This is a genomic window from Actinotalea ferrariae CF5-4 (assembly GCF_000603945.1).
Lineage (GTDB): Bacteria > Actinomycetota > Actinomycetes > Actinomycetales > Cellulomonadaceae > Actinotalea > Actinotalea ferrariae.
The window spans coordinates 1-20,678 of the sequence record NZ_AXCW01000012.1; the positions used below are offsets into that span (position 1 = coordinate 1).

The 20,678-nt window shown below is 75.6% G+C and carries 22 protein-coding genes, 1 tRNA gene and 1 other RNA gene; 11 read left to right on the forward strand and 13 right to left on the reverse strand.

Annotated elements, in window-relative coordinates; all coding sequences use genetic code 11:
• Positions 1–311 (forward strand): ATP dependent DNA ligase (locus N866_RS02120; protein WP_034221996.1); only part of this gene is annotated, 311 nt, incomplete at its 5' end.
• Positions 308–1,204, forward strand: coding sequence for a non-homologous end-joining DNA ligase (gene ligD, locus N866_RS02125; RefSeq protein WP_034221999.1), 897 nt, complete (start codon positions 308–310; stop codon positions 1,202–1,204). The genes N866_RS02120 and ligD, both read left to right, overlap by 4 nt.
• 22 nt (positions 1,205–1,226) lie before the next feature.
• Here ligD and N866_RS02130 read toward each other — a convergent pair whose 3' ends face one another.
• The 3 genes from N866_RS02130 to N866_RS02140 form a co-directional block, all read right to left on the reverse strand.
• A complete protein-coding gene (locus N866_RS02130; RefSeq protein WP_034222001.1) occupies positions 1,227–1,646 on the reverse strand; it encodes a CoA-binding protein in 420 nt (139 codons plus the stop codon).
• Positions 1,647–1,740: 94 nt separating this feature from the next.
• Positions 1,741–4,770 carry a bifunctional [glutamine synthetase] adenylyltransferase/[glutamine synthetase]-adenylyl-L-tyrosine phosphorylase gene (locus tag N866_RS02135; RefSeq protein WP_034222003.1) on the reverse strand — a complete coding sequence of 1,010 codons (3,030 nt, stop codon included), beginning with the start codon at positions 4,768–4,770 and terminating at the stop codon, positions 1,741–1,743.
• Complete coding sequence (locus tag N866_RS02140) at positions 4,767–6,104, reverse strand: glutamine synthetase family protein (RefSeq protein ID WP_034222005.1); 1,338 nt, start codon at positions 6,102–6,104, stop codon at positions 4,767–4,769. Before N866_RS02140 ends, N866_RS02135 begins: the two co-directional genes overlap by 4 nt.
• Before the next feature lie 145 nt (positions 6,105–6,249).
• Here N866_RS02140 and N866_RS02145 point away from each other — a divergent pair, with 145 nt between their 5' ends.
• Both N866_RS02145 and panB read left to right on the forward strand, forming a co-directional pair.
• A complete protein-coding gene (locus tag N866_RS02145; protein WP_034222007.1) occupies positions 6,250–7,899 on the forward strand; it encodes an NAD+ synthase in 1,650 nt (549 codons plus the stop codon).
• Positions 7,896–8,720: a 3-methyl-2-oxobutanoate hydroxymethyltransferase gene (panB, locus tag N866_RS02150; RefSeq protein ID WP_034222009.1), complete on the forward strand. Its 825-nt coding sequence runs from the start codon at positions 7,896–7,898 to the stop codon at positions 8,718–8,720. The genes N866_RS02145 and panB overlap by 4 nt, the downstream gene beginning before the upstream one ends.
• A 52-nt stretch (positions 8,721–8,772) precedes the next feature.
• On the opposite strand, the gene N866_RS02155 is transcribed toward panB, so the two are convergent.
• Positions 8,773–8,976 (reverse strand): hypothetical protein, encoded by a 204-nt coding sequence (locus N866_RS02155; protein ID WP_034222011.1) that lies wholly within the window; start codon positions 8,974–8,976, stop codon positions 8,773–8,775.
• Positions 8,977–9,038: 62 nt separating this feature from the next.
• Here N866_RS02155 and map point away from each other — a divergent pair, with 62 nt between their 5' ends.
• From map to N866_RS02170, 3 genes are read left to right on the forward strand one after another with little or no spacing between them, the layout of a single operon-like run.
• Entirely contained in the window at positions 9,039–9,929 is an 891-nt protein-coding gene (gene map / locus N866_RS02160; RefSeq protein WP_425393947.1) for a type I methionyl aminopeptidase, read from the forward strand.
• Positions 9,926–10,708 (forward strand): polyphosphate--glucose phosphotransferase, encoded by a 783-nt coding sequence (gene ppgK / locus N866_RS02165; protein WP_052022269.1) that lies wholly within the window; start codon positions 9,926–9,928, stop codon positions 10,706–10,708. Before map ends, ppgK begins: the two co-directional genes overlap by 4 nt.
• Positions 10,708–11,526: an MBL fold metallo-hydrolase gene (locus tag N866_RS02170; RefSeq protein ID WP_052022270.1), complete on the forward strand. Its 819-nt coding sequence runs from the start codon at positions 10,708–10,710 to the stop codon at positions 11,524–11,526. The genes ppgK and N866_RS02170 overlap by 1 nt, the downstream gene beginning before the upstream one ends.
• Positions 11,527–11,550: 24 nt before the next feature.
• On the opposite strand, the gene N866_RS02175 is transcribed toward N866_RS02170, so the two are convergent.
• The gene (locus N866_RS02175) at positions 11,551–11,895 is read right to left on the reverse strand and encodes an STAS domain-containing protein (protein ID WP_034222017.1); all 345 of its coding nucleotides are present in this window, start codon (positions 11,893–11,895) and stop codon (positions 11,551–11,553) included.
• Positions 11,896–12,079: 184 nt separating this feature from the next.
• Between N866_RS02175 and N866_RS20755 the strand changes: the two genes are divergently transcribed.
• Together N866_RS20755 and N866_RS02180 are read left to right on the forward strand one after the other, a co-directional pair.
• The gene (locus N866_RS20755) at positions 12,080–12,256 is read left to right on the forward strand and encodes a chromosome partitioning protein (protein WP_155855157.1); all 177 of its coding nucleotides are present in this window, start codon (positions 12,080–12,082) and stop codon (positions 12,254–12,256) included.
• Positions 12,256–12,465: a hypothetical protein gene (locus N866_RS02180; RefSeq protein WP_034222020.1), complete on the forward strand. Its 210-nt coding sequence runs from the start codon at positions 12,256–12,258 to the stop codon at positions 12,463–12,465. The genes N866_RS20755 and N866_RS02180 overlap by 1 nt, the downstream gene beginning before the upstream one ends.
• Positions 12,466–12,564: 99 nt before the next feature.
• Here N866_RS02180 and N866_RS02185 read toward each other — a convergent pair whose 3' ends face one another.
• On the reverse strand, positions 12,565–13,134 hold the full coding sequence (locus N866_RS02185; protein WP_034222023.1) for a CGNR zinc finger domain-containing protein: 570 nt from the start codon (positions 13,132–13,134) through the stop codon (positions 12,565–12,567).
• Positions 13,135–13,235: 101 nt separating this feature from the next.
• Between N866_RS02185 and N866_RS02190 the strand changes: the two genes are divergently transcribed.
• The gene (locus N866_RS02190) at positions 13,236–14,303 is read left to right on the forward strand and encodes an EamA family transporter (RefSeq protein ID WP_081802249.1); all 1,068 of its coding nucleotides are present in this window, start codon (positions 13,236–13,238) and stop codon (positions 14,301–14,303) included.
• A 533-nt stretch (positions 14,304–14,836) separates the two neighbouring features.
• On the opposite strand, the gene rnpB is transcribed toward N866_RS02190, so the two are convergent.
• Positions 14,837–15,222, reverse strand: an RNA gene (gene rnpB / locus N866_RS19660) — RNase P RNA component class A.
• Between the two features lie 168 nt (positions 15,223–15,390).
• Here rnpB and N866_RS02200 point away from each other — a divergent pair.
• The gene (locus N866_RS02200) at positions 15,391–16,188 is read left to right on the forward strand and encodes a YaaA family protein (RefSeq protein ID WP_034222029.1); all 798 of its coding nucleotides are present in this window, start codon (positions 15,391–15,393) and stop codon (positions 16,186–16,188) included.
• A 39-nt stretch (positions 16,189–16,227) separates the two neighbouring features.
• Here the strand turns inward: N866_RS02200 and N866_RS02205 are convergent, their stop codons facing one another.
• The 6 genes from N866_RS02205 to N866_RS02230 all read right to left on the reverse strand — a co-directional run bounded on the left by N866_RS02205 (position 16,228) and on the right by N866_RS02230 (position 20,531).
• Entirely contained in the window at positions 16,228–17,415 is a 1,188-nt protein-coding gene (locus N866_RS02205) for a bifunctional RNase H/acid phosphatase (protein WP_034222033.1), read from the reverse strand.
• Positions 17,412–18,155, reverse strand: a complete 744-nt coding sequence (locus N866_RS02210) for a zinc ribbon domain-containing protein (protein WP_034222035.1) — start codon at positions 18,153–18,155, stop codon at positions 17,412–17,414. Before N866_RS02210 ends, N866_RS02205 begins: the two co-directional genes overlap by 4 nt.
• A gap of 20 nt (positions 18,156–18,175) precedes the next feature.
• A complete protein-coding gene (locus N866_RS02215) occupies positions 18,176–19,387 on the reverse strand; it encodes a Nif3-like dinuclear metal center hexameric protein (protein ID WP_052022271.1) in 1,212 nt (403 codons plus the stop codon).
• Between the two features lie 91 nt (positions 19,388–19,478).
• A tRNA-Val gene (locus N866_RS02220) sits at positions 19,479–19,552 on the reverse strand.
• Between the two features lie 44 nt (positions 19,553–19,596).
• Positions 19,597–20,094, reverse strand: coding sequence for a peroxiredoxin (locus N866_RS02225; protein WP_034222038.1), 498 nt, complete (start codon positions 20,092–20,094; stop codon positions 19,597–19,599).
• Positions 20,091–20,531: a DUF3052 domain-containing protein gene (locus N866_RS02230; RefSeq protein ID WP_245612335.1), complete on the reverse strand. Its 441-nt coding sequence runs from the start codon at positions 20,529–20,531 to the stop codon at positions 20,091–20,093. The genes N866_RS02225 and N866_RS02230 overlap by 4 nt, the downstream gene beginning before the upstream one ends.
• Between the last annotated feature and the right edge of the window lie 147 nt (positions 20,532–20,678).

The following is a 20,678-nucleotide window of genomic DNA, read 5'->3' on the forward strand; positions in this document are numbered from 1 at the left end:
GCCTCGGCGCCGTGCTGCTCGCCGCCCCGGAGGCCGACGGGGCGTGGCGGTACCTCGGCAAGGCCGGCAGCGGCCTGGCCGGCCGACGGGGCGAGGACCTCGTGCGGGACCTGCGCCCCCTCACCCGCGACGAGCCGGTCCTGGGCGACGGCGAGGTGCCGGCGGCCGACGGGCGCGGCGCCGTGTGGTGCGAGCCCGAGATCGTCGTGGACGTCGCGTACCTGCACCGCACCCGGACCGGCCGCCTGCGGCACCCCGTCGTGCGGGGCCGCCGCACGGACGTCGAGCCGGACCCCTGGGAGGCACCGTGACCCCGCGCGGGCGCGACCACGCCCAGTACGTCGAGGTCGCCGGTCGCCGCGTGCGGCTGACCAACCTGGACCGCGTGCTGTACCCGGAGACGGGCTTCACGAAGGCCGAGATGATCCACTACTACACGCAGGTCGCCGAGGCGCTGCTGCCCCAGCTCCGGGACCGGCCGGTCACCCGGATCCGCTTCCCGGACACCGTCGAGGACGAGCGCTTCTTCGAGAAGAACGTCCCGGCGGGTGCCCCGGACTGGGTGCGCCACCGGGTGCTGCGCGCCAGCCCCGAGGACGACGACGCGACCGAGGTCGACTTCCCCTTCCTCGACGACCTCGCCGGCCTGGTGTGGGCGGCCAACGGCGGGGCGGTGGAGCTGCACACGCCCCAGTGGCGCGTGGGACCGCGCGGCAAGGTCCACCACCCCGACCGGCTCGTCATCGACCTGGACCCCGGGCCGCCCGCGGGGCTGGACGAGTGCGCCCGCGTCGCCCACCTCGTCGCGGACCGGCTGGAGGCCGACGGCCTCGTCGACACCTACCCGGTCACGAGCGGCAGCAAGGGCATGCAGCTGTACGCACCGCTGGACGGGCGGCGCACGGCGGTGGAGGTCCGCGCGTACGCCCGCGCCGTCGCGGGTGCCCTCGCGGCGGCCCACCCGGCGCTGGTGCTCGCGAACATGAAGCGGGACCTGCGCCCGGGCAAGGTGCTCCTGGACTGGAGCCAGAACCACCCCGCCAAGACGACGGTGACCCCCTACTCCCTGCGCGGCCGCGCCCTGCCGAGGGTCGCGGCGCCGCGCGACTGGGAGGAGATCGAGCCCGGCCTCGTGCACCTGGGCCCGGACGAGGTGGTCCGCCGGCTCGAGGAGGACGGCGACCTGCTCGCCGACCTGCGCTGACGGCGACGCAGGGCCGCCCGGCTCAGCCCAGTCCCCGCGCGCGTCCCTCGATGGCCGGGCAGCGGTCGACGACGACGACCAGACCCGCCGCGCGGGCCCGCTCCTCGGCCGCCGGGTCGCGGACGCCGAGCTGGAGCCACACCACGCGCGCGCCCACGGCGACCGCCTCGTCCACGACCGCCCCCGCCCGCGCCGAGTTCACGAAGACGTCGACGACGTCGACCGGGTCCGGCACCTCGGCCAGCCGGCGGTAGCCCGCCGCGCCGTGCACCGTCTCCGCCCGCGGGTGGACCGGGACGACCGTGTGGCCGAGGGACTGCACGTACGCGGCGACGCCGTACGCAGGCCGGCTGCGGTTGGTCGACAGCCCGACGACGGCCCAGCGCGCCGGCGTGGTCAGCAGGTCGGTGATCACCTGGTCGGGCGTGCCGTCGGTCCCCATGATCCCCAGACAAGCACACGGTCCGCGGGGCCCGCCCGCCGGAGGTCCCACCGCTCGGACCGGCCCGGGTCCCGCCGGGCCCCCGGCGAGCGCGTCAGCCGTAGAAGACGCGCTCCACGACCGCGCGCGCCCGGCGGCCGGACCGCAGGTAGTGCTCCTCCAGCTCGCCGCCGGAGCCGGGCGGCATACCGAGGAGCCGGGCGAGCCCCGCGAGGGCACGGCGGTCGTGCGGCAGCACGTCACCGGACGGGCCGCCGGCGCGCCCGGTCCACAGCACCACGACGTCGCGGAGCTGGGAGCACAGGGTCCACGCCTCCCGCAGGGTGTCGCCGTCCTCCTCGGCGAGCAGGCCCGCCTGCTGCGCCGCGGTGAGTGCGTCCAGGGTCGACGTGGTCCGCAGCCCGGGCACCTCGTGGCCGTGCCGGAGCTGCAGCATCTGGGCCGTCCACTCCACGTCGCTCAGCCCGCCGCGCCCGAGCTTGAGGTGCCGCGCCGGGTCCACCCCGCGCGGCAGCCGCTCCGCCTCCATGCGGGCCTTGAGCCGGCGCACCTCCCGCTGCACGGCCGGGTCCGCTCCCCCGGCCGGGTAGCGCACCGGGTCCACCATCGCGACGAAGCGCTCGGCCAGGTCACCGTCGCCCGCGACCGGCCGGGCCCGCAGGAGCGCCTGGCTCTCCCAGGGCGCGGACCACCGCTCGTAGTACTCGCCGTACGCGGCCAGCGTCCGCACGAGCGGGCCGTTGCGTCCCTCCGGTCGCAGGTCCGCGTCCACCTCGAGCGCGGGCTCCGGCCCCATCTCCCCCAGCAGCGCCCGGACCCGCATGGCGATGGAGACGGCCTGCGCCTGCGCGGCAGCCGGGTCGACGTCGGGCAGCGGGTCGTGGACGAACAGGACGTCCGCGTCGGAGCCGTACCCCAGCTCCTGACCGCCCAGCCGGCCCATCGCGATGACGGCGAACCGGGTCAGGGCACCGTCCGGCCCGGTCCGCGCCTCGTGCTCGGCGATCCGCAGGACGCCGGCGAGCACGACGTCGGCCGCGGCGGTCAGCGCCTCCTGCGACGCGCGCGACGTCGTGCGCCGCAGCACCTGGGCGACGGCGGTGCGCGCGAGCTCCCGCCGGCGCAGCGCCCGGAGCAGGGTGGCGGCGGCCTTCGCGTCCGAGGCCCGGGTGAGCAGCGCGTCCACCTCCGCCGCCAGCCGCGCGACGCCGCGCGGCTCCAGCTCCGCGTCCGAGTCCAGCCACGTGACGGACTCCGGCGAGCGGGCGAGCGCGTCGGCGGCGTAGCGGGACGTGGACAGGACGCACGCGAGCCGGTTCGCCGCGACGCCGGAGTCGCGGAGCAGCTTGAGGTACCAGTGCGTCGTCCCGAGCTCGTCGGAGACGCGGCGGAACGCGAGCAGCCCGGCGTCGGGGTCGCTGCCCTCGGCGAACCACCCGAGCAGCACGGGGAGCAGCTGACGCTGGATCGCCGCGCGCCGCGTGACCCCCTCGGTCAGCGCCGCGATGTGCCGCATCGCACCCGCCGGGTCCCGGTAGCCGATGGCGGCCAGCCGCGCCCGGGCGGCGTCGGGCGCCAGGCTCGCCTCCTCCCGCGTGAGGTGCGCGGTCGCCGGCAGCAGCGGGCGGTAGAAGAGCTCCTCGTGCAGGTCCCGCACCTCCCGCCGGACGGCGCGCCAGCGCTCGACCAGGGCCTCGTGCCCGGCCGGCTCCAGGCGCATCGCCCGGGCCAGGCGGCGCAGCTCCGGCTCGGCGGTGGGCAGGAGGTGGGTGCGGCGCAGCCGGTGGAGCTGGAGGCGGTGCTCCATGGCGCGCAGCAGGCGGTAGCAGACGGCCAGGCGCGCGGCGTCCTCGCGCGCGACGTAGCCCCCGGCCGACAGCGCGGCGATCGCCCGCAGCGTGTTGGGGCTGCGGATCGTCTCGTCGGCGCGGCCGTGGACCAGCTGGAGGAGCTGGACGGTGAACTCCACGTCGCGCAGGCCGCCGACCCCGAGCTTGAGCTGGCGGTCGGCCTCGGCGGCCGGCACGTTGTCCTCGACGCGCCGGCGCATCGCCTGGGAGTCCTCGACGAAGTTCTCCCGCTCCACCGCGGACCACACCATCGGCCCCATCGCCGCGAGGTACTGCTGCGCGACCTCCACGTCGCCCGCGACGTGCCGGGCCTTGAGCAGCGCCTGGAACTCCCAGGTCTTCGACCAGCGCTCGTAGTAGGCCCGGTGGCTCGCGACCGTGCGCACCAGCGGACCCTGCTTGCCCTCGGGCCGCAGCGCCGCGTCCACCGGCCACAGCGCGGGCTCCGTCGAGGCGACGGAGCACGCCCGGGCGAGCGCCGTGGCCAGGCGGGCCCCGACGACGACGGCCTCCGCCTCCTCGTGACCCTCCGCGGGCTCCACGACGTGGATGACGTCGACGTCGCTGACGTAGTTGAGCTCGCGGCCGCCGGTCTTGCCCAGGCCCATGACCGCCAGACGCGCGGCGGCGTGGTCGGGGTGCTCGGCCCGCGCGAGGGCCAGGGCCGCCTCGAGCGCCGCGCTCGCGAGGTCCGCCAGGGCTGCCGCGACGCCCGGCAGGAGCGACAGCGGCTCGGTGCCGACCAGGTCCGCGCCGGCCACCATCATGAGCCGGCGGCGGTAGGCCCGGCGCATCGCGTCGACGCCGGCGGTACCGGTGAGGGTCGCGACGGGGACCTCGGCGTCGTCGGGCACGCCCACGGCGCGCAGGAGCTCCGCGCGGACCACCGTGTCGGGGGTGCCCAGCGGGTCGTCGTCGGCGAGGGCCGCGACGTCCTCCGGGTGCCGGACGAGGTGGTCGCCCAGCGCGGTCGACCCGCCGAGGACCGCCAGAAGGCGGTCGCGGACCGGCCCCGGCCGCGTCGCCGCCTCGCGGACCAGGTCCTCGTGCGCGGTGCCGACGACGGCGCTCGCGATGCGGGTCAGGGCGACGAGCGCCTCGTCCGGGGAGGCGACCCCGGCGAGCGCGTCGAGGAGGGCGTCCACGGGCGCGTCGGTCGGGGCGTCCGCGCCGAGCAGCGCCAGGAGCCCCGCCTCCTGGAGGAGCGTCGTCGCGCGGCCCGGCTCGACGAAGCCGACGCGCACCAGGCGCGCGAACGGGCTGACCCGGCTCACAGCACCGGGAGGTACCGCCGGAGCTCGTACGGGGTGACCTGCGCGCGGTACGCCGCCCAGTCCTCCCGCTTGTTGCGCAGCACGAAGTCGAAGACGTGCTCGCCCAGCGTCTCGGCCACCAGCTCGGACTTCTCCATGATCGCCAGCGCACGGCTCAGCGACTCCGGCAGCGGCTGGATGCCCAGGGCGCGCCGTTCGGCATCCGTGAGCTCCCACACGTCGTCCTCGGCGCCCTCGGGGAGGTCGTAGCCCTCCTCGATGCCCTTGAGCCCGGCCGCGAGCAGCAGCGCGTACGCGAGGTACGGGTTGGTCGCCGAGTCCACGCCGCGGTACTCCACGCGGGTCGAGTTGCCCTTGCCCGGCTTGTACATCGGGATGCGGACCAGCGCCGAGCGGTTGTTGTGGCCCCAGCAGATGTAGCTGGGCGCCTCGGCGCCGCCCCACATGCGCTTGTAGGAGTTGACGTACTGGTTCGTCACCGCGGTGATCTCCGCGGCGTGGTGCAGCAGCCCCGCGATGAACTTCCGGCCGATGGCGGACAGCCCCAGCGCCGCGCCCGGCTCGTGGAACGCGTTGCGGTCGCCCTCGAACAGCGACAGGTGCGTGTGCATGCCCGATCCGGGGTGGTTCGCCAGCGGCTTGGGCATGAACGTCGCGTACAGGTTCTGCTCGAGCGCGACCTCCTTGATGACGCCGCGGAAGGTCATGATGTTGTCCGCGGTGGTCAGGGCGTCGGCGTAGCGCAGGTCGATCTCGTTCTGGCCCGGGCCCGCCTCGTGGTGGGAGAACTCCACCGAGATGCCCATGGACTCCAGGATCGTGATGGCCGCGCGCCGGAAGTCGTGCGCCGTGCCGCGCGGCACGTGGTCGAAGTAGCCGCCCTGGTCGACCGGCACGAGGGGCTTCTCCGGGTCCGCCGGGTTCTCGAAGAGGTAGAACTCGACCTCGGGGTGCGTGTAGAAGGTGAAGCCCTTCTCGCTCGCCTTCGCCAGCGTCCGCTTGAGGACGTACCGGGAGTCCGCGAGGGACGGCTCGCCGTCGGGGGTGTGGATGTCGCAGAACATCCGCGCCGTGCCGTGCCGCTCCCCGCGCCAGGGCAGGACCTGGAAGGTGGAGGGGTCGGGCTTGGCGAGCATGTCCGCCTCGTACACCCGCGTCAGGCCCTCGATCGCGCTCCCGTCGAAGCCGATCCCCTCGGCGAACGCGGACTCCAGCTCGGCCGGCGCGACCGCGAGGGACTTCAGCGACCCCAGCACGTCGGTGAACCAGAGCCGGATGAAACGGATGTCCCGCTCCTCGACGGTGCGGAGCACGAACTCCTGCTGCTTGTCCATGGCGACATCCTGCCGCACCCGCATGACGATCAGGTGAACGCCCCCGCCGCGGACACGGCGCGGACACGGTGCGGGCACGGTGCGGGCACGGTGCGGGCACGGTGGGCGCACGCGGCGCCCTCGCGGCGTCGTTAGGGTGACAGCCATGGCGCCGCTGACCATCGCCCTGGCCCAGATCGACACCCGCGTGGGGGACGTGGCCGGCAACGCCGACCGCGTCGTGGCGTGGACCCGCAGCGCCGCCGACGCCGGCGCGCGGCTCGTCCTCTTCCCCGAGATGACGCTGACCGGCTACCCGATCGAGGACCTCGCGCTGCGCGACTCCTTCGCGCGGGCCGCCGAGGACGCGCTCCAGGACGTGCTCCGTCGCCTCGTCGCCGACGGGCTGGGTGACCTCACGGTCGTGCTCGGCACGCTGGGTCGCACCCCGGCCGGACGCGCGACCAACCAGGCCGTCGTGGTGCGGGGCGGGGAGGTCCTCGCCCGGTACGACAAGCACCACCTGCCCAACTACGGGGTGTTCGACGAGTACCGGATCTTCGCCTCCGGCTCCGAGCCCTGCGTCGTGGACGTCGAGGGCCGGCGCGTCGGCGTGGTGGTCTGCGAGGACATCTGGCAGGACGGCGGCCCGGTGGCCCGGCTCGCGGCCGAGGGCGTCGACCTGCTCGCGGTGCTCAACGGGTCGCCGTACGAGGAGGGCAAGGGGCACCTGCGCGCGGAGCTCGCCGCCCGGCGCGCACCCGAGGTCGGCGCACCCGTCGCCTACGTCAACATGGTCGGCGCCCAGGACGACCTCGTGTTCGACGGCGGGTCCTTCGTGGTCGCCTCCGACGGCACGCCCGTCGCCGGCTCCCCCCAGTTCGTCGAGCACCTGCTCCTGTGCGACCTCCCCGACGCGGGCGACCCGCAGCCGGGCCTCCTCGCCGCGCCGGTGCACCCGGACGAGGAGGTGTACTCGGCGCTGGTCACCGGCCTGCGCGGCTACGTCCGCAAGAACGGGTTCTCCTCCGTCGTGCTGGGCCTGTCCGGCGGGATCGACTCGGCCCTCGTGGCGGCGATCGCCGCCGACGCCATCGGCGGCGCGAACGTCGTCGGCGTCGGGATGCCGTCCCGGCACTCCTCGCAGCACTCCAAGGACGACGCCGCCGACCTCGCCCGCCGCATCGGCGCCGACTACCGGGTGCAGCCGATCGCGCCCATGGTCGACGCCTTCGAGAGCCAGATGGACCTGCCGGGCGTCGCCGGGGAGAACCTCCAGGCACGGGTGCGCGGCGTGATCCTCATGGGGATCTCCAACGTCGAGGGCCACCTGGTCCTGGCCACCGGCAACAAGTCCGAGCTCGCGGTCGGCTACTCGACCATCTACGGCGACGCCGTCGGCGGGTTCGCGCCCATCAAGGACGTGGACAAGTCCCGCGTCTGGCGCCTCGCGCGCTGGCGCAACGACGCGGCCGTCGACGCGGGCGGGATCCCGCCGATCCCCGAGAGCTCGATCACCAAGCCGCCGTCGGCCGAGCTGTCGCCGGGCCAGGTCGACAGCGACTCGCTGCCGCCGTACGACCTGCTCGACGAGGTCCTCGACGCCTACGTCGAGCACGCGGAGGGCCGGGCGGAGCTGCTCGCGCGCGGGTTCGAGGAGTCGGTCGTGGACAAGGTCCTCGCCCTGGTCGACCGGGCCGAGTGGAAGCGCCGGCAGTACCCGCCGGGACCCAAGGTCACGGCCCTGGCGTTCGGCCGGGACCGTAGGCTTCCGGTGACCAGCGCCTGGCGCGAGCCGAAGGGAACCGACCGATGAGCGACTCGTCCGGCACGCCGCTGCGGCGCGTGCGGGTGCACCACCTGCGCCAGGCCAAGGAGCGCGGCGAGCGGGTCACCATGCTGACCGCTTACGACGCGCCGACGGCGCGGATCCTCGACGACGCCGGGACCGACGTCCTCCTGGTCGGCGACTCCGTGGGCGACAACGTCCTGGGTCACACGACGACCATCCCGGTCACCGTGGACGACATGGTCCACCACACGCGCGCCGTCGCGGGGGCCGTCCGCCGTGCCCTCGTGGTCGCCGACCTGCCCTTCGGTTCCTACGAGGCGTCCCCCGAGCAGGCGCACGCGACGGCGGTCCGGCTCATGAAGGAGGGCGGCGCGCACGCGGTGAAGTTCGAGGGGGGCCGCCGCGTGGCCGAGCACGTCCGCCTCCTGACCTCCTCCGGCATCCCGGTGATGGGCCACGTCGGCTTCACGCCGCAGTCGGAGAACGTCCTGGGCGGCAAGCGCGTCCAGGCCCGGGGCGACGACGCCGCCCAGCGCCTCACGGAGGACGCCGTCGCCCTCCAGGACGCCGGGGCGTTCGCGGTCGTGCTCGAGATGGTGCCGGCACCGGCCGCCGCGCGGGTCACGGAGGTGCTCGCGGTCCCGACGATCGGCATCGGTGCGGGCCCGGACTGCGACGGGCAGGTGCTCGTGTGGACGGACATGGCGGGCCTGACGGACTGGTCGCCGCGCTTCGCCAAGCGCTACGCCGAGATCGGCGCCACGCTCGGTGCGGCGGCGCGCGCCTACAACGAGGACGTCCGCAGCCGGACGTTCCCGTCGGACGCGCACAGCTTCGCCGAGTGACGCGGGCCGGCGTGCGACCCGGTCGGGTCGGGTGGTTCGGGTGTTTCGGGGCTCAGTCCCGCCACTCCTCCCACTTGCGGTCCGCCTCGTCCCAGGACTCGGTGCGCCGTCGGGCCTCCTGCAGGGCCGCCAGGGCCTCCTCGCGGGTCGGGTAGGGGCCCATGCGGTCCGTCCACGGGCTCTGCATGCCCTCCTCGACCTCGCCCGTGACCGGGTTGAACCAGAACTGGTGCGTCGTGTCGCCGCTCTCGTGCATCCGTCCGTCTCCTGTCCTGGGTCCGCCGGGCGGCGGGCGCCGCCTTTCGTAGACTGCCAGCCATGTCGATCGCGCACGCGCCGACGGGCACGCTGGTGCCCGGGTCGGTCAGCCCCCTCCGTGAGGTCCCGCCGCACATCGAGCGGCCCGAGTACGTGGGCAAGGACCGGGAGCTGCGGTTCACCGGCTCGGAGGTCAAGGACGCCGAGACGATCGAGCGGATCCGCATCGCCTCGCGGATCGCCGCCCAGGCGCTGCAGGAGGTCGGCCGGCACGTCGCCCCGGGCGTCACGACGGACGAGCTGGACCGGATCGGCCACGAGTTCCTCTGCGACCACGACGCGTACCCCTCGACGCTGCGGTACCAGCCGCACCCGCGCCAGGTGCCGTTCCTGAAGTCCCTGTGCACCTCGGTCAACGAGGTGATCTGCCACGGGGTGCCCGACTCGACCGTCCTGCAGGACGGCGACATCGTCAACGTCGACATCACCGCCTACAAGCACGGCGTGCACGGCGACACCGACGCCACCTTCCTCGTCGGGGACGTCGACGAGGAGTCCCGCCTGCTGGTCGAGCGCACGCACGAGGCGATGATGCGCGGCATCAAGGCCGTCGCCCCCGGCCGGGAGATCAACGTCATCGGGCGGGTCATCGAGACCTACGCCCGGCGCTTCGGCTACGGCGTCGTCCGGGACTTCACGGGGCACGGCGTCGGCGAGGCCTTCCACTCCGGCCTCGTGGTCCCCCACTACGACGCCGCCCCGCACTACGACACGGTCATGGAGGCCGGCATGGTGTTCACCATCGAGCCGATGCTCAACCTCGGCACGCCGGACTGGGACATGTGGGAGGACGGCTGGACGATCGTGACCAAGGACCGGCGCCGCAGCGCCCAGTTCGAGCACACGCTCGTCGTGACCGACACCGGCGCCGAGATCCTGACGCTCCCGTGACCGCCCGGACCCCCGCGCCGCTGCACGGCACCGCCTTCGGCATCGACATCGGCGGCAGCGGCATCAAGGGCGCACCCGTCGACCTGGCGAAGGGTGAGTTCAGTGCCCCGCGCGTCCGGATCCCGACGCCGCAGCCGGCCACGCCCGCCGCGGTGGCCGCCACGGTGGCGGAGGTCGTCGACTCCTTCCACCTGCCGGCGGACCTCCCCATCGGGGTGACCTTCCCCGCCGTCATCCAGCACGGCGTCGCGCGGTCCGCGGCGAACGTCGACGACTCGTGGATCGGCACCGACGTCACGGCGGTCGTCGCGGCCGCGACGGGTCGGCGCGCCCTCGCGGTCAACGACGCCGACGCAGCGGGCTACGCCGAGACCCTGTACGGGGCCGCGAAGGACCGTCCCGGGGTGGTCCTCGTCGTCACCCTCGGCACCGGCATCGGCTCGTGCCTGGTCGTGGACGGCACGCTGGTGCCCAACACCGAGCTCGGCCACCTGGAGATCGACGGGCACGACGCCGAGTCCCGCGCGGCGGACAGCGCCCGCGAGCGGGAGGGCCTGGACTGGGCGCAGTGGGCGGCGCGGCTGCAGCGCTACTTCCGCGTGGTCGAGGACCTGTTCTGGCCGGACCTCATCGTCGTCGGCGGGGGCGTGAGCAAGAAGCACGCCAGCTTCCTGCCGCTGCTGGACCTGCGGACCCCGATCGTCCCGGCCGAGCTGCGCAACGCCGCGGGCATCGTGGGCGCGGCGGCCCTCGCCGCGCGCGGGGGCGAGCTGGACTGATGCCCGACCCGGGTGGTGCCGGGCCGGCCGCCCGGCGTCCGGGCCGCGAGCTCGTCGAGGTCGCACCCGGCGTGCACGTCACCACGGCCGAGCACTGGACCACGACGACGACGGTCCTGGTGGCGCGGGACGGCGGGTGCCTCGTCGTCGACCCCGCGCTCACGGTGGGCGACCTCGCGGGTCTCGCCGAGGCCCTCCGCGAACGGCGCTGGGTGGTGGAGGCGGGCTTCGCCACCCACCCGCACTGGGACCACGTCCTGTGGGCCACCGCGCTGGGGGACGTGCCCCGCTGGGCGACCCCGGAGTGCGCGGCGGTCGCCGCCCGGGACCCGGACGCCCTCCTCCGTGCCGCGGCCGACGAGGGCGCACCGGGGCACGACCCCGGCCTCGTGGGCCGGCTGGCCGCCCTGGACGGGTCGGTGCTGCCGTGGTCGCGCCCGGCCGTGGCCGTCGCGTACGCCGGGCACGCCGCCGGGTCGGCGGCCCTGCTGCTCCCGGACGCCGGGGTGCTGGCCGTGGGCGACGTGCTGTCCGACGTCGAGGTGCCGCTGCTGGACCTGGCCTCCGACGACCCGCTGCGCGACCACCATGCGGGGCTGGACCGCCTGGAGGCGGTCGCCGCCGAGCACGCCGTCGAGGTCCTCGTGCCCGGGCACGGCCACGTCACCGACGCCGCGGGCCTGCGCCGTCGGCTCGCGGCCGACCGCGCGTACCTCGACCGCCTCGCGGCCCGGCAGCCCGTCGAGGACCCCCGGCTGGCCGACGCGTGGGTGCGCGGGGAGCACGAGCGCCAGTCCCGGTGGCTGGCGGACCGCTGACCAGGGCGGGCCGCCGCTCGACCGTCAGGCGGTGACCGACGTGGGCCCGCCGAACAGCTCCGTGAGCCCGAGGATCTCGATGACCTCGCTCACGACCGGAGGCGGGTCCTGGAGCGTCACGGTGAGCCCCTCCTCGCGCCCGATCGTGCAGAGCTGGATGAGGAACGCGATCCCCGCGGAGTCGATGAACTCGACGCGACCGGTGTCCAGGACGACCGGGAGGTTCCGGTCCAGGGCGCGGGCGAGGACCGTGCCCGCCTGCTGACGCAACGCGTCGTCGATCTCGCCCCACAGGTGCGCCACGGTCGCCTCCGGCGTCTCCGTGACGGTGATCCCCCCGACAGACCCGCTCCTGGTCCAGTCAGCCATCGCACAGCCTCCCTCGGGTGGGCGTGGGACCGTCCGGTGGCGACCGTCGTCCCTGACGCCGCGAAGCCGTCCCGCCCGGGTGACCCGGGCGTGGAAGGGCCAGGTCACCGTAACGCCGCCGCCCCGAAGATCGCATCCCCGCGGCCCGGATGCGCGCCGCGCCGCCCGGTGCGACGGTGGCCGCATGACCGAATCGCTGCCCGACTCCTTCGACACCAGGCAGCCCGACCTGCCGACGCTCGCGGTGGACCCCGATCCCGAGGTCACCGAGGACGGGCAGGTCGGCCGCAAGTACCCCGCCGACCTCACCCAGGACGGCCCGGACGACGACGACGCCCCGGCGTCGGGTAAGGACACATGATGCAGATCGACAAGGCGCAGATCTTCCAGCTCCTGCAGTCCCAGGGTCAGGACGACAAGGCCCGGCAGGCGGACCGCGAGCTCCCCGGGACCGTCGACACGGACCGCGACAGCGGCCTGCTCGACAAGCTCGGCATCGACGTCTCGAGCCTTCTCGGCTCGCTCGGTGGCGGCAAGCTGGGTGGCCTGGGCGGCAAGCTCGGGCTCTGAGGACGCCCCGGAGCGTCGCCCGCGCGGCACCGCTCCGGGAGGACGAGACGACGCCGGCCCGCTCACCCGAGCGGGCCGGCGTCGTTGCGTCTCGAGCGCTCAGAGGCGGCGCGGCTCCGTCGTCGGGCGGGCATGTCGGGCCCGGTACGCGGCGACGTGCGTGCGGTTGCCGCACGTCGGTCCGCAGAACCGCCGGGACCGGTTCCGCGACAGGTCCACGTGCACGTCCTCGCAGTCCTCCGCCGCGCAGTCCCGCAACCGGCCCAGCTCGTCCCCCCGCACCACGTCCACGAACGCCATCGCGGCCTCCACCGCCATCCGTGTCGCCAGGGGCCGGTCCGGCGTCGTCGCGTGGAGGTGCCAGCCCCATCCGTCGTGCCGCACGAGCTGCGGGAGCGCCGCCGCGGACGCGAGCAGCTCGTTGGCCCCGCGGACCACGACGTCGACCTCCCCGCAGGTCCACAGGCGCCGGAGCTCGGGCCGGAGGGCCTGGACCGCCCGGAGCTCCGCCTCGTCGTGGGTGCGGCTGCCGCTGAAGTCCCACGTCCGCACGAAGGCGTCCAGGTCGGGCGGCGTCCCGAGCCGGTCGGGACGTCCCGGACCGGGCGTCGTGTTGACGAGCGCCGCCACGGTCGCGAGGGCGACCTCCGTGTCATGGGCGAAGACCATCTTGACTCCTGACGGGGCGGCTTCTAATGTCACGACCGTCCACCACTTTACCCGTGACATCCGCACCGGCGCGGACGACGCGGAGCCCGCCGGGAGACCTCATGACAGCCGCCACCACGGTGCGACCCGGCGTCGCCGCCCTCGGCCCGGGCCTGGCCCTCGCGCTGGTGTCCGCGGCGGCCTTCGGCAGCTCCGGGCCGTTCGCCAAGGCGCTCCTGGACAGCGGCTGGTCGCCCGGCGCGGCCGTGACCGCCAGGATCGGTGGCGCAGCCCTGGTCCTGCTGGTCCCGTCGCTCCTCCTCCTGCGGGGCCGGATGCACGTCCTGCGCCGGCACGCGGCACTCATGGTCACCTACGGCGTCGTGGCGATGGCCGCTGTCCAGCTCGCCTTCTTCAACGCCGTGACGACGCTGTCCGTCGGGGTCGCCCTCCTCCTGGAGTACCTCGGGGTCGTCCTCGTGGTGGTCTGGCTGTGGGTCCGGCACGGGCAGCGCCCGCGCCGCTGGACCCTGGTCGGCGTCGGGCTCGCCGTCGCCGGCCTCCTCCTCGTGCTCGACCTCGGGGGCGGCGCGAGCGTGGACCTCGGCGGCGTCCTGTGGGGTCTCGGCGCGGCCGTGGGCCTGGCCGCCTACTTCGTCCTGTCCGCCCGGGAGGCGACGGGCCTGCCGCCCCTGGTCATGGCGTGCGGCGGGATGGTCGCGGCCACGGTCGCCCTCGCCGTCGCCGGGACCGTGGGGGTCATGCCCATGACGGCGGGCACGGACGACGTCGTGCTGGCCGGCGCCGTCCTGCCGTGGTGGGCCGCCGTGCTCGAGCTCGCCCTGGTCGCGGCCGTCCTGGCGTACGCCACGGGCATCGCCGCCACCCGCCGCCTGGGGTCCAAGGTCGCCGGGTTCGTCGGGCTCACCGAGGTCATGTTCAGCCTGGTCTTCGCCTGGCTGCTGCTCGGCGAGCTGCCCCTGCCGGTGCAGCTGGCCGGCGGCGGCCTCATCGTCGCCGGTGTGCTCGCGGTCCGCTACGACGAGCTGCGCGGCGCCGGCACCGTGCCGCTGGCCGCCTCGGGAGCCGACCTGCCCGGCTCGCCGCGCGATCACGGCGCGTCCCGCTTACGGTCGGGGTTCGACCACACCGAGGAGGTAGGACCATGGGGATCTTCTCCGGGCTCCTGAAGGGCGCCCTTCTGTCCAAGCTCATCGGCCGCGTCTCCGGCTCGCGCCGCCGCCGCTACTGAGCACCCGGGCCACGGCCCGTCACCGACGCCGTCCCTGCCGTCAGGCGGGGGCGGCGTCGTCGTCCCCGGCCGCGGGGGCGCCGTCGTCGTCCCCGGCCGCGAGGGCACCGGGCTGCGGGCCGGCCAGGCGAGCGGAGACCTCCGGGAACCAGGGCTGCTCCCCCGCCGCCGCCTGCGCCCGCGACAGCCGCTCCCGGGCGCGAGGGCGTCCCGCGGATGCCCACGTAGCGCTCGGTGACCGCGCCGTCCTCGTCCCGCTCGTAGACGACGGCGAGCCCGTCGCCGAGCTCGACGGTCCGGGTGTCCGGACGGGACGCACCCGGCGTGCGACGGAGCGCGGCGCGCCACGACCACCGACCCATCGCCGCCTCCTCCCGACCCGCCGCCCGGCCCACGGGCCCGTCCGACCCCTGGAGGTCGAGCAGCACGACCTCCCCGGGGGCGCCCGGCGGACGCCACCGCGGAGGTGGGTGGATGAGTCGGCCTGTACGCCGGGTTCTGTCCCCGCGCGCGGTCTCCCCCGCGCGGGTGGCGGCCATCCCTCTAGGACGTACGTTGCCGCACGCCTCCAGCGGTCTACCCGGGAGCTCGGGCGAGCAGCCCTCGAACGCTCCCTGTCTGACCTTGCTCCAGGTGGGGTTTACCGAGCCGCACCGGTCACCCGGCACGCTGGTGGTCTCTTACACCACCGTTTCACCCTGACCCCGTCGCCGGCCGAGGCCGGACGTCGAGGCGGTCTGTTCTCTGTGGCACTGTCCCGCGGGTCACCCCGGGTGGGCGTTACCCACCACCTTGCTCTGCGGAGCCCGGACGTTCCTCGGCGAGGTCTCCCTCGACGCGACCGCCCGGCCGACTCATCCACCCCCAGCCTAACCCGGCGACGGCCTCGCCCCGGGCACCGGCGCCGAACGGGGAACCTCCATGGCGCTGGGCGCCACGGGCTCTCCCCGGTCGAGCGGTGCCGCGACGCCGACCGCCCGCGGACCGCGTCCGACGACGGCGCCGCGGCGGCTTACCCTTCCGGGGTGCTCGTGCTCCTCCCGCCCTCCGAGGGCAAGACCGCGCCGGCGCAGGGGACGCCGGTCGACCTCCCCGACCTCACCGGGGCGGCGGCGCTCACGACCACCCGACGTGCCGTGCTGCGGGCGCTGGTCCGGGCCTCGAAGCGCCGGGACGCGCTCGAGGTGCTCGGCGTCGGGGCGTCGCTGGCCGACGAGGTGGCGCGCAACGTCGCCCTGCCCGAGGCGCCGGCCGCCCCCGCCAGGACCGTGTACACGGGGGTCCTCTACGGCGCGGCGGGGCTCCACGACCTCGACGACGCCGCCCTGGAGCGCGCCCAGCGCTGTGTCCGGACCGTCTCCGCGCTGTGGGGCGCGGTCGCGCCGCAGGACCGCATCCCGGCCTACCGCCTGTCCATGGGCACGGACCTGGCAGGCGTCGGACCGCTCGCCGCGGCCTGGCGCCGCCCCCTCGGCCGGGCCCTCGACGCGGCGGCACGCGAGCGGCTCGTCGTGGACTGCCGCTCCGCCGCCTACGCCGCGGCATGGACGCCGCCGACCGACGGGCCCGGTGTCGTGGAGGTGCGCGTCCTGCGCGAGGCCGAGGGCCGGCGCACCGTCGTGTCGCACTGGGCCAAGCACACGCGCGGGCTGCTGACCCGACACCTCGTGCGGCGCGAGGGCGCCGAGCCCGCGGACCCGGCCGAGCTCCTCGCCGCGGCCGGGGAGATGGTCGGGCGCGACGTCCTCGACGTGGAGCTCACGGCAGGCCCGAGGGGCCGGCACGTCCTCTCCCTCGTCGTCGCGGGCCTGACGGCGTCCTGACACCGGGGCTCTGCGACGCCTGGCGCGGGGGCCGTCCCGTCAGAGGTCGGTCGGCAGGCCGACGGTGACGGCCTCGCGCATCCCGTCCGGCCACCACCGGACCACGCTGACCGACGCGGGCAGCACCCGCAGCCACGGCCACGCGTGCGCGGGCATCCCGAGCGTCACGCCGACGGCGGCGCGGATCGCCATGGCGTGGCTCACGACCACGACCGTGCGGCCGGTGCCGGCCTGCAGCAGGGCCTCCAGGCCGGCCTGCACCCGCACCCCGACGGCGGCCAGCGACTCCCCTCCCGGCGCCGCGACCGTCGGGTCCTCGTACCAGCGACGCAGCTGCCCGGGCCACCGCTCGTCGACCTCGTCGACGCCGAGCCCCTCCCAGTCGCCGAAGTCGACCTCCGCGAACGCCGCGTCGGTGTGCACGTGCTGACCGATCCGCCGGCCGATGGCCGCGGCCGTCTCCTGGGTGCGGACCATCGGCGAGGCGACGACGTGCGTCGGGTAGCGCAGGTCCGGCCACACCGCCCGGCCCACGCGGTGGACCAGGTCGGCGGCGCGGGCGGCCTGGACCCGTCCGGACCGGGCGAGCGACGGGCCGGGCACGGACGACCCCGACAGCGCCCGGGTCAGCGTGAGGTCCGTCTCCCCGTGCCGGACCAGCAGGACGGTGAGCGGCTCCACGTCGTCGAACCGCATCGCCGACCCCGAGGGGCGCGGCGCGGGACCGGAGGCCGGGGCGTCGTCGTCGGCCGTCCGCTCGGCTGCGTCCGCAGCGGGGGCGGTCCCGCCCGCGTCGGGGAAGTCCCGGCGCACCTCCTCGCGCCGGTCCATCGCCTCGTTGGCCAGCGCGTCGGCGGCACCGTTGCGGGCGCGCGGCACCCACGTGTACGTCACCTGCTCCGCGGGCAGCACCTCCCGGGCCTGGGCGGCGAGCCGCTGCATGTCCGCGTGCTTGATCTGCCAGCGGCCGGACATCTGCTCCACGACCAGGCGCGAGTCCATCCGCACCTCCACGGACGCCGCCGGGTCGATCTCGCGGGCGGCCTCGAGCCCGGCCACGAGGGCCGTGTACTCGGCGACGTTGTTCGTGGTCACCCCGAGGTGCCCCGCCCGCTCGGCGAGGACCACCCCGGTCCCGGCGTCGCGGACGAGCGCGCCGTACCCGGCGGGACCGGGGTTCCCGCGCGACCCGCCGTCGGCCTCGACGAGGAGCCGACGGGCCGTCATCGGGCGGGGTCCGCCTGGCGCACGAGGATGCGGCCGCACTCCTCGCACCGCGCGACCTGCTCCGGCGGCGCCGCGGTCATGCGCGCGACGTCGGAGGGGTTGAGCTCGAGCCGGCAGCCCTCGCACGTGCGCCCGCGCAGGAGCGCGACGGCGAGCCCGCCGAGCTGGCCCCGCAGGCGGTCGTAGAGGGTGACCAGGGCCGCGTCCAGGCCCTCGGCACGCTGCGCGCGGTCGGTCTGAACCGCCCGCGCCTGCTCGTCGATGGCGGCGAGCTCCCGCTCGAGGTCGGCCGCGAGGCGGTCGCGCTGGGCGAGCAGCTCGTCCCGCGCGCTGGTCAGCTCGGCGAGCGCCGTCTCGTGCGCCTCGACGCGCTCCATCACCTCGAGCTCGACCTCCTCCAGCGCCTCCTGGCGGCGCACCAGGTTCTCCAGCTCGCTGCTCAGCGCCTGCACGTCCTTGACGCTCGCGCTGCCGGAGTCCATCCGGGCCTGGTCGCGGGCCGCCCTGCTGCGGACCTGCTCGACGTCCTGCTCGGCCTTGGCGAGCTCGCGCTTGAGGTCGCCGAGGGCCGTGCGGGAGGTGACGTGCGCGTTCTCGACGTCGTCGAGCCGTGCCTGCAGCTCGGCGGCCTGCGCGCGCAGCGGGTGGTTCGTCCGCTGGTGGGCGAGCTGGGCCAGGCGCGTGTCGAGCGCCTGGACCTCCAGCAGCCGGTGCTGGTCGGCGACGGGGGCAGTGGTCACAGGGGTGTCTCCTCGGCGGCTCAGCGGTGGTCGGGCGACGCGACGCGCGCGGTCCAGGGGTCGGTCCGCAGGGTGCTCACCCGGGTCTCCACCGTAGTGCCCGCCGCGGCGGCGTCGGCCTCGAGCAGTGCTGCCGCACGGGCCAGCCAGGGCCACTCGCTGGCGAAGTGGGCGACGTCGACGAGGAACGGCCGGCTCGGCCCCGCCGCGCCGCGTCGGCGGGACTCGAACACGGCGCGCTCCCGCAGCTCGGACGCCGGGTGGTGGCGCAGGTCCGCCGTCAGGTACGCGTCCGCCCCGCTGGCCCGGACCGCGTCGAACAGCGAGTCGCCGGACCCGCCGACGACGGCGACGCGGCGCACGACGGCCTCGAGGTCGCCCGCCAGGCGCACCCCCTGCTCCGTGGCGGGAAGGGCCGTCGCGACCCGCTCCCCGAACGCCGCCAGGGTGAGGTCACCGGGCAGCGTCCCGACCCGCCCGATGCCGGTGCTCCCCGGCAGCGCCGCGAGCTCGAGGACGTCGAACGCCGGCTCCTCGTAGGGGTGCGTGGAGCGCAGTGCGGCGAGCACCCGGGACCGGAGCCGGCGCGGGGCGACCATCTCGACGCGCGTCTCGTCGACCCGCTCGACCTGCCCGGCCCGCCCGACGGCCGGCTGGGCCGCCTCGCCCGGCACGAAGGTGCCGGTGCCCGTCGTCGTCCACGCGCAGCGGGAGTACTCCCCCAGCGCCCCGGCGCCCGCCTCGGCGAGGGCGTCGACGAGCCGCTCGGCGTCCGGCGTGGGGACGAACACCACGACCTTGTCCAGGTCCTCGGCGGGCACCGGCGTGAGCGGCTCCAGGTCGACCAGGCCCACGGCCTCGGCCAGCGCGTCCGCGACCCCGTCGCGGGCCGCGTCCGCGTTCGTGTGCGCGACGTGCAGGGCGCACCCGGCGCGCACCAGCCGGTGGACGACCGCCCCCTTGAAGCCCGTCGCCGCCACCGAGTGGACCGGACGCAGGAGCAGGGGGTGGTGGGTCACGAGCAGGTCCGCGCCCCAGGCGATCGCCTCCTCGACGACGTCCAGCGTCGGGTCGACCGCCAGCAGGACGCGGCGGACGGGCTGGTCCGGGTCGCCGCACACCGTGCCGACGGCGTCCCACGACTCCGCCGAGGAGGGCGGGTACCGGCGGTCCAGCAGGTCGACGACGGCTGCCAGGTCGAGGGCCGGGAGCGGTACGGGCGCGGTGGTCACGCCGGGAACGCTACGCGGAGGCGGGTGTGCGGCGCACCGGGCGGGTGCGGGGAGCAGCAGGACCGCTGGGAGCCGCGCCAGCGGGGACGGGTGGGCCCGGCCGGTCTCGAACCGACGACCTCCGCGGTGTAAGCGCGGCGCTCTGACCAACTGAGCTACAGGCCCGACGGCGGCACAGCCTACCGCCGCGCCGGTGGCCGGGCCCCGCGTCAGAGCGCGGCGAGCGCCGCGCGGTACTCGCCCAGGTCGCGCGCCACGCCCCGCGGGTTCACCAGGCTCCAGCGGACGATGCCGTCCCCGTCGACGAGGAAGCTCCCCCGCAGCGCCATGCCCGAGGCGTCGTCGAAGACCCCGAACGCCCGGGCGGCCGCCCCGTGCGGCCAGAAGTCCGAGAGCAGGTCGTAGCCGAAGCCCTCCTGCTCCGACCACGCGCGCAGCGCGGGCACGGGGTCGCAGGACACGGCGAGCAGGCGGACGCCCGCGGCCTCGAAGTCCTCGATGTTGTCCCGCAGCTCGCACAGCTCCGTGGTGCACGTGCGCGAGAAGGCGAACGGGTAGAACACCAGGGCCACGGGTCCGCCGCGCAGTCCGGAGAGCGTGACCGGCGAGCCGTGCGCGTCCAGGAGCGTCACGTCGGGCGCGGCGTCACCCGGCGCCGGCGCTCCCGCGGCGACGTCCTGGGCGACCCCGGCCGAGCCGGACGTCACTTGCCGCGTCCGCGGGTGCCGAGGCGGGTCGCGGACCAGACGGGCGCGATCGTCAGGGTGCTCGTGGCGTGGAGGCCGGCCGTCGTGGCCGCCTCCTCGATCTCCGAGTGGGGGACGTGACCCGGGCGACCGGCCTTGGGGGTCAGGAGCCAGATGAGGCCGCCGTCGTCCAGGGCCGCGCGGACGTCCACCATCGCGTCGGTGAGGTCGGTGAGGTCACCGTCCTCCTCGCGCCACCAGAGGATGACGGCGTCGGTGACGTCGTCGTAGTCCTCGTCGACGAGCTCGCCGCCGACCGTCTCCTCGATCGCGGCCCGGAGGTCCTGGTCGACGTCGTCGCCGTAGCCCCACTCCTGGACCACCTGACCGGCCGTGAAGCCCAGCTTCGCGGCGCCGGTGCCGCCGTGGCCCAGCGAGGGCTGTGCGGTCGTACCCACCTCGAGTCGTTCCCTTCGTCCTGTCCGACGTCCCCTGCTGCGCGGGCCCGCTGCCGGTGTCCCCGCAGGGGCCACACGCTAGCCCACAGGATGCTCCTGACGTGTGGCAAGCGCCACAACGGACGCCCACCGCCTCCCTCGGACCGG

Coding starts and splice junctions, on each gene's coding strand:
- panB (WP_034222009.1), top strand. CDS start 7,896: ATGAGCGACTCGTCCGGCACGCCGCTGCGGCGCGTGCGGGTGCACCAC.
- N866_RS02180 (WP_034222020.1), top strand. CDS start 12,256: ATGCAGATCGACAAGGCGCAGATCTTCCAGCTCCTGCAGTCCCAGGGT.
- N866_RS02130 (WP_034222001.1), bottom strand. CDS start 1,646: ATGGGGACCGACGGCACGCCCGACCAGGTGATCACCGACCTGCTGACC.
- N866_RS02175 (WP_034222017.1), bottom strand. CDS start 11,895: ATGGCTGACTGGACCAGGAGCGGGTCTGTCGGGGGGATCACCGTCACG.
- N866_RS02185 (WP_034222023.1), bottom strand. CDS start 13,134: ATGGTCTTCGCCCATGACACGGAGGTCGCCCTCGCGACCGTGGCGGCG.
- N866_RS02190 (WP_081802249.1), top strand. CDS start 13,236: ATGACAGCCGCCACCACGGTGCGACCCGGCGTCGCCGCCCTCGGCCCG.
- N866_RS20755 (WP_155855157.1), top strand. CDS start 12,080: ATGACCGAATCGCTGCCCGACTCCTTCGACACCAGGCAGCCCGACCTG.
- N866_RS02155 (WP_034222011.1), bottom strand. CDS start 8,976: ATGCACGAGAGCGGCGACACGACGCACCAGTTCTGGTTCAACCCGGTC.
- N866_RS02145 (WP_034222007.1), top strand. CDS start 6,250: ATGGCGCCGCTGACCATCGCCCTGGCCCAGATCGACACCCGCGTGGGG.
- map (WP_425393947.1), top strand. CDS start 9,039: ATGTCGATCGCGCACGCGCCGACGGGCACGCTGGTGCCCGGGTCGGTC.
- N866_RS02205 (WP_034222033.1), bottom strand. CDS start 17,415: ATGACGGCCCGTCGGCTCCTCGTCGAGGCCGACGGCGGGTCGCGCGGG.
- N866_RS02140 (WP_034222005.1), bottom strand. CDS start 6,104: ATGGACAAGCAGCAGGAGTTCGTGCTCCGCACCGTCGAGGAGCGGGAC.
- N866_RS02170 (WP_052022270.1), top strand. CDS start 10,708: ATGCCCGACCCGGGTGGTGCCGGGCCGGCCGCCCGGCGTCCGGGCCGC.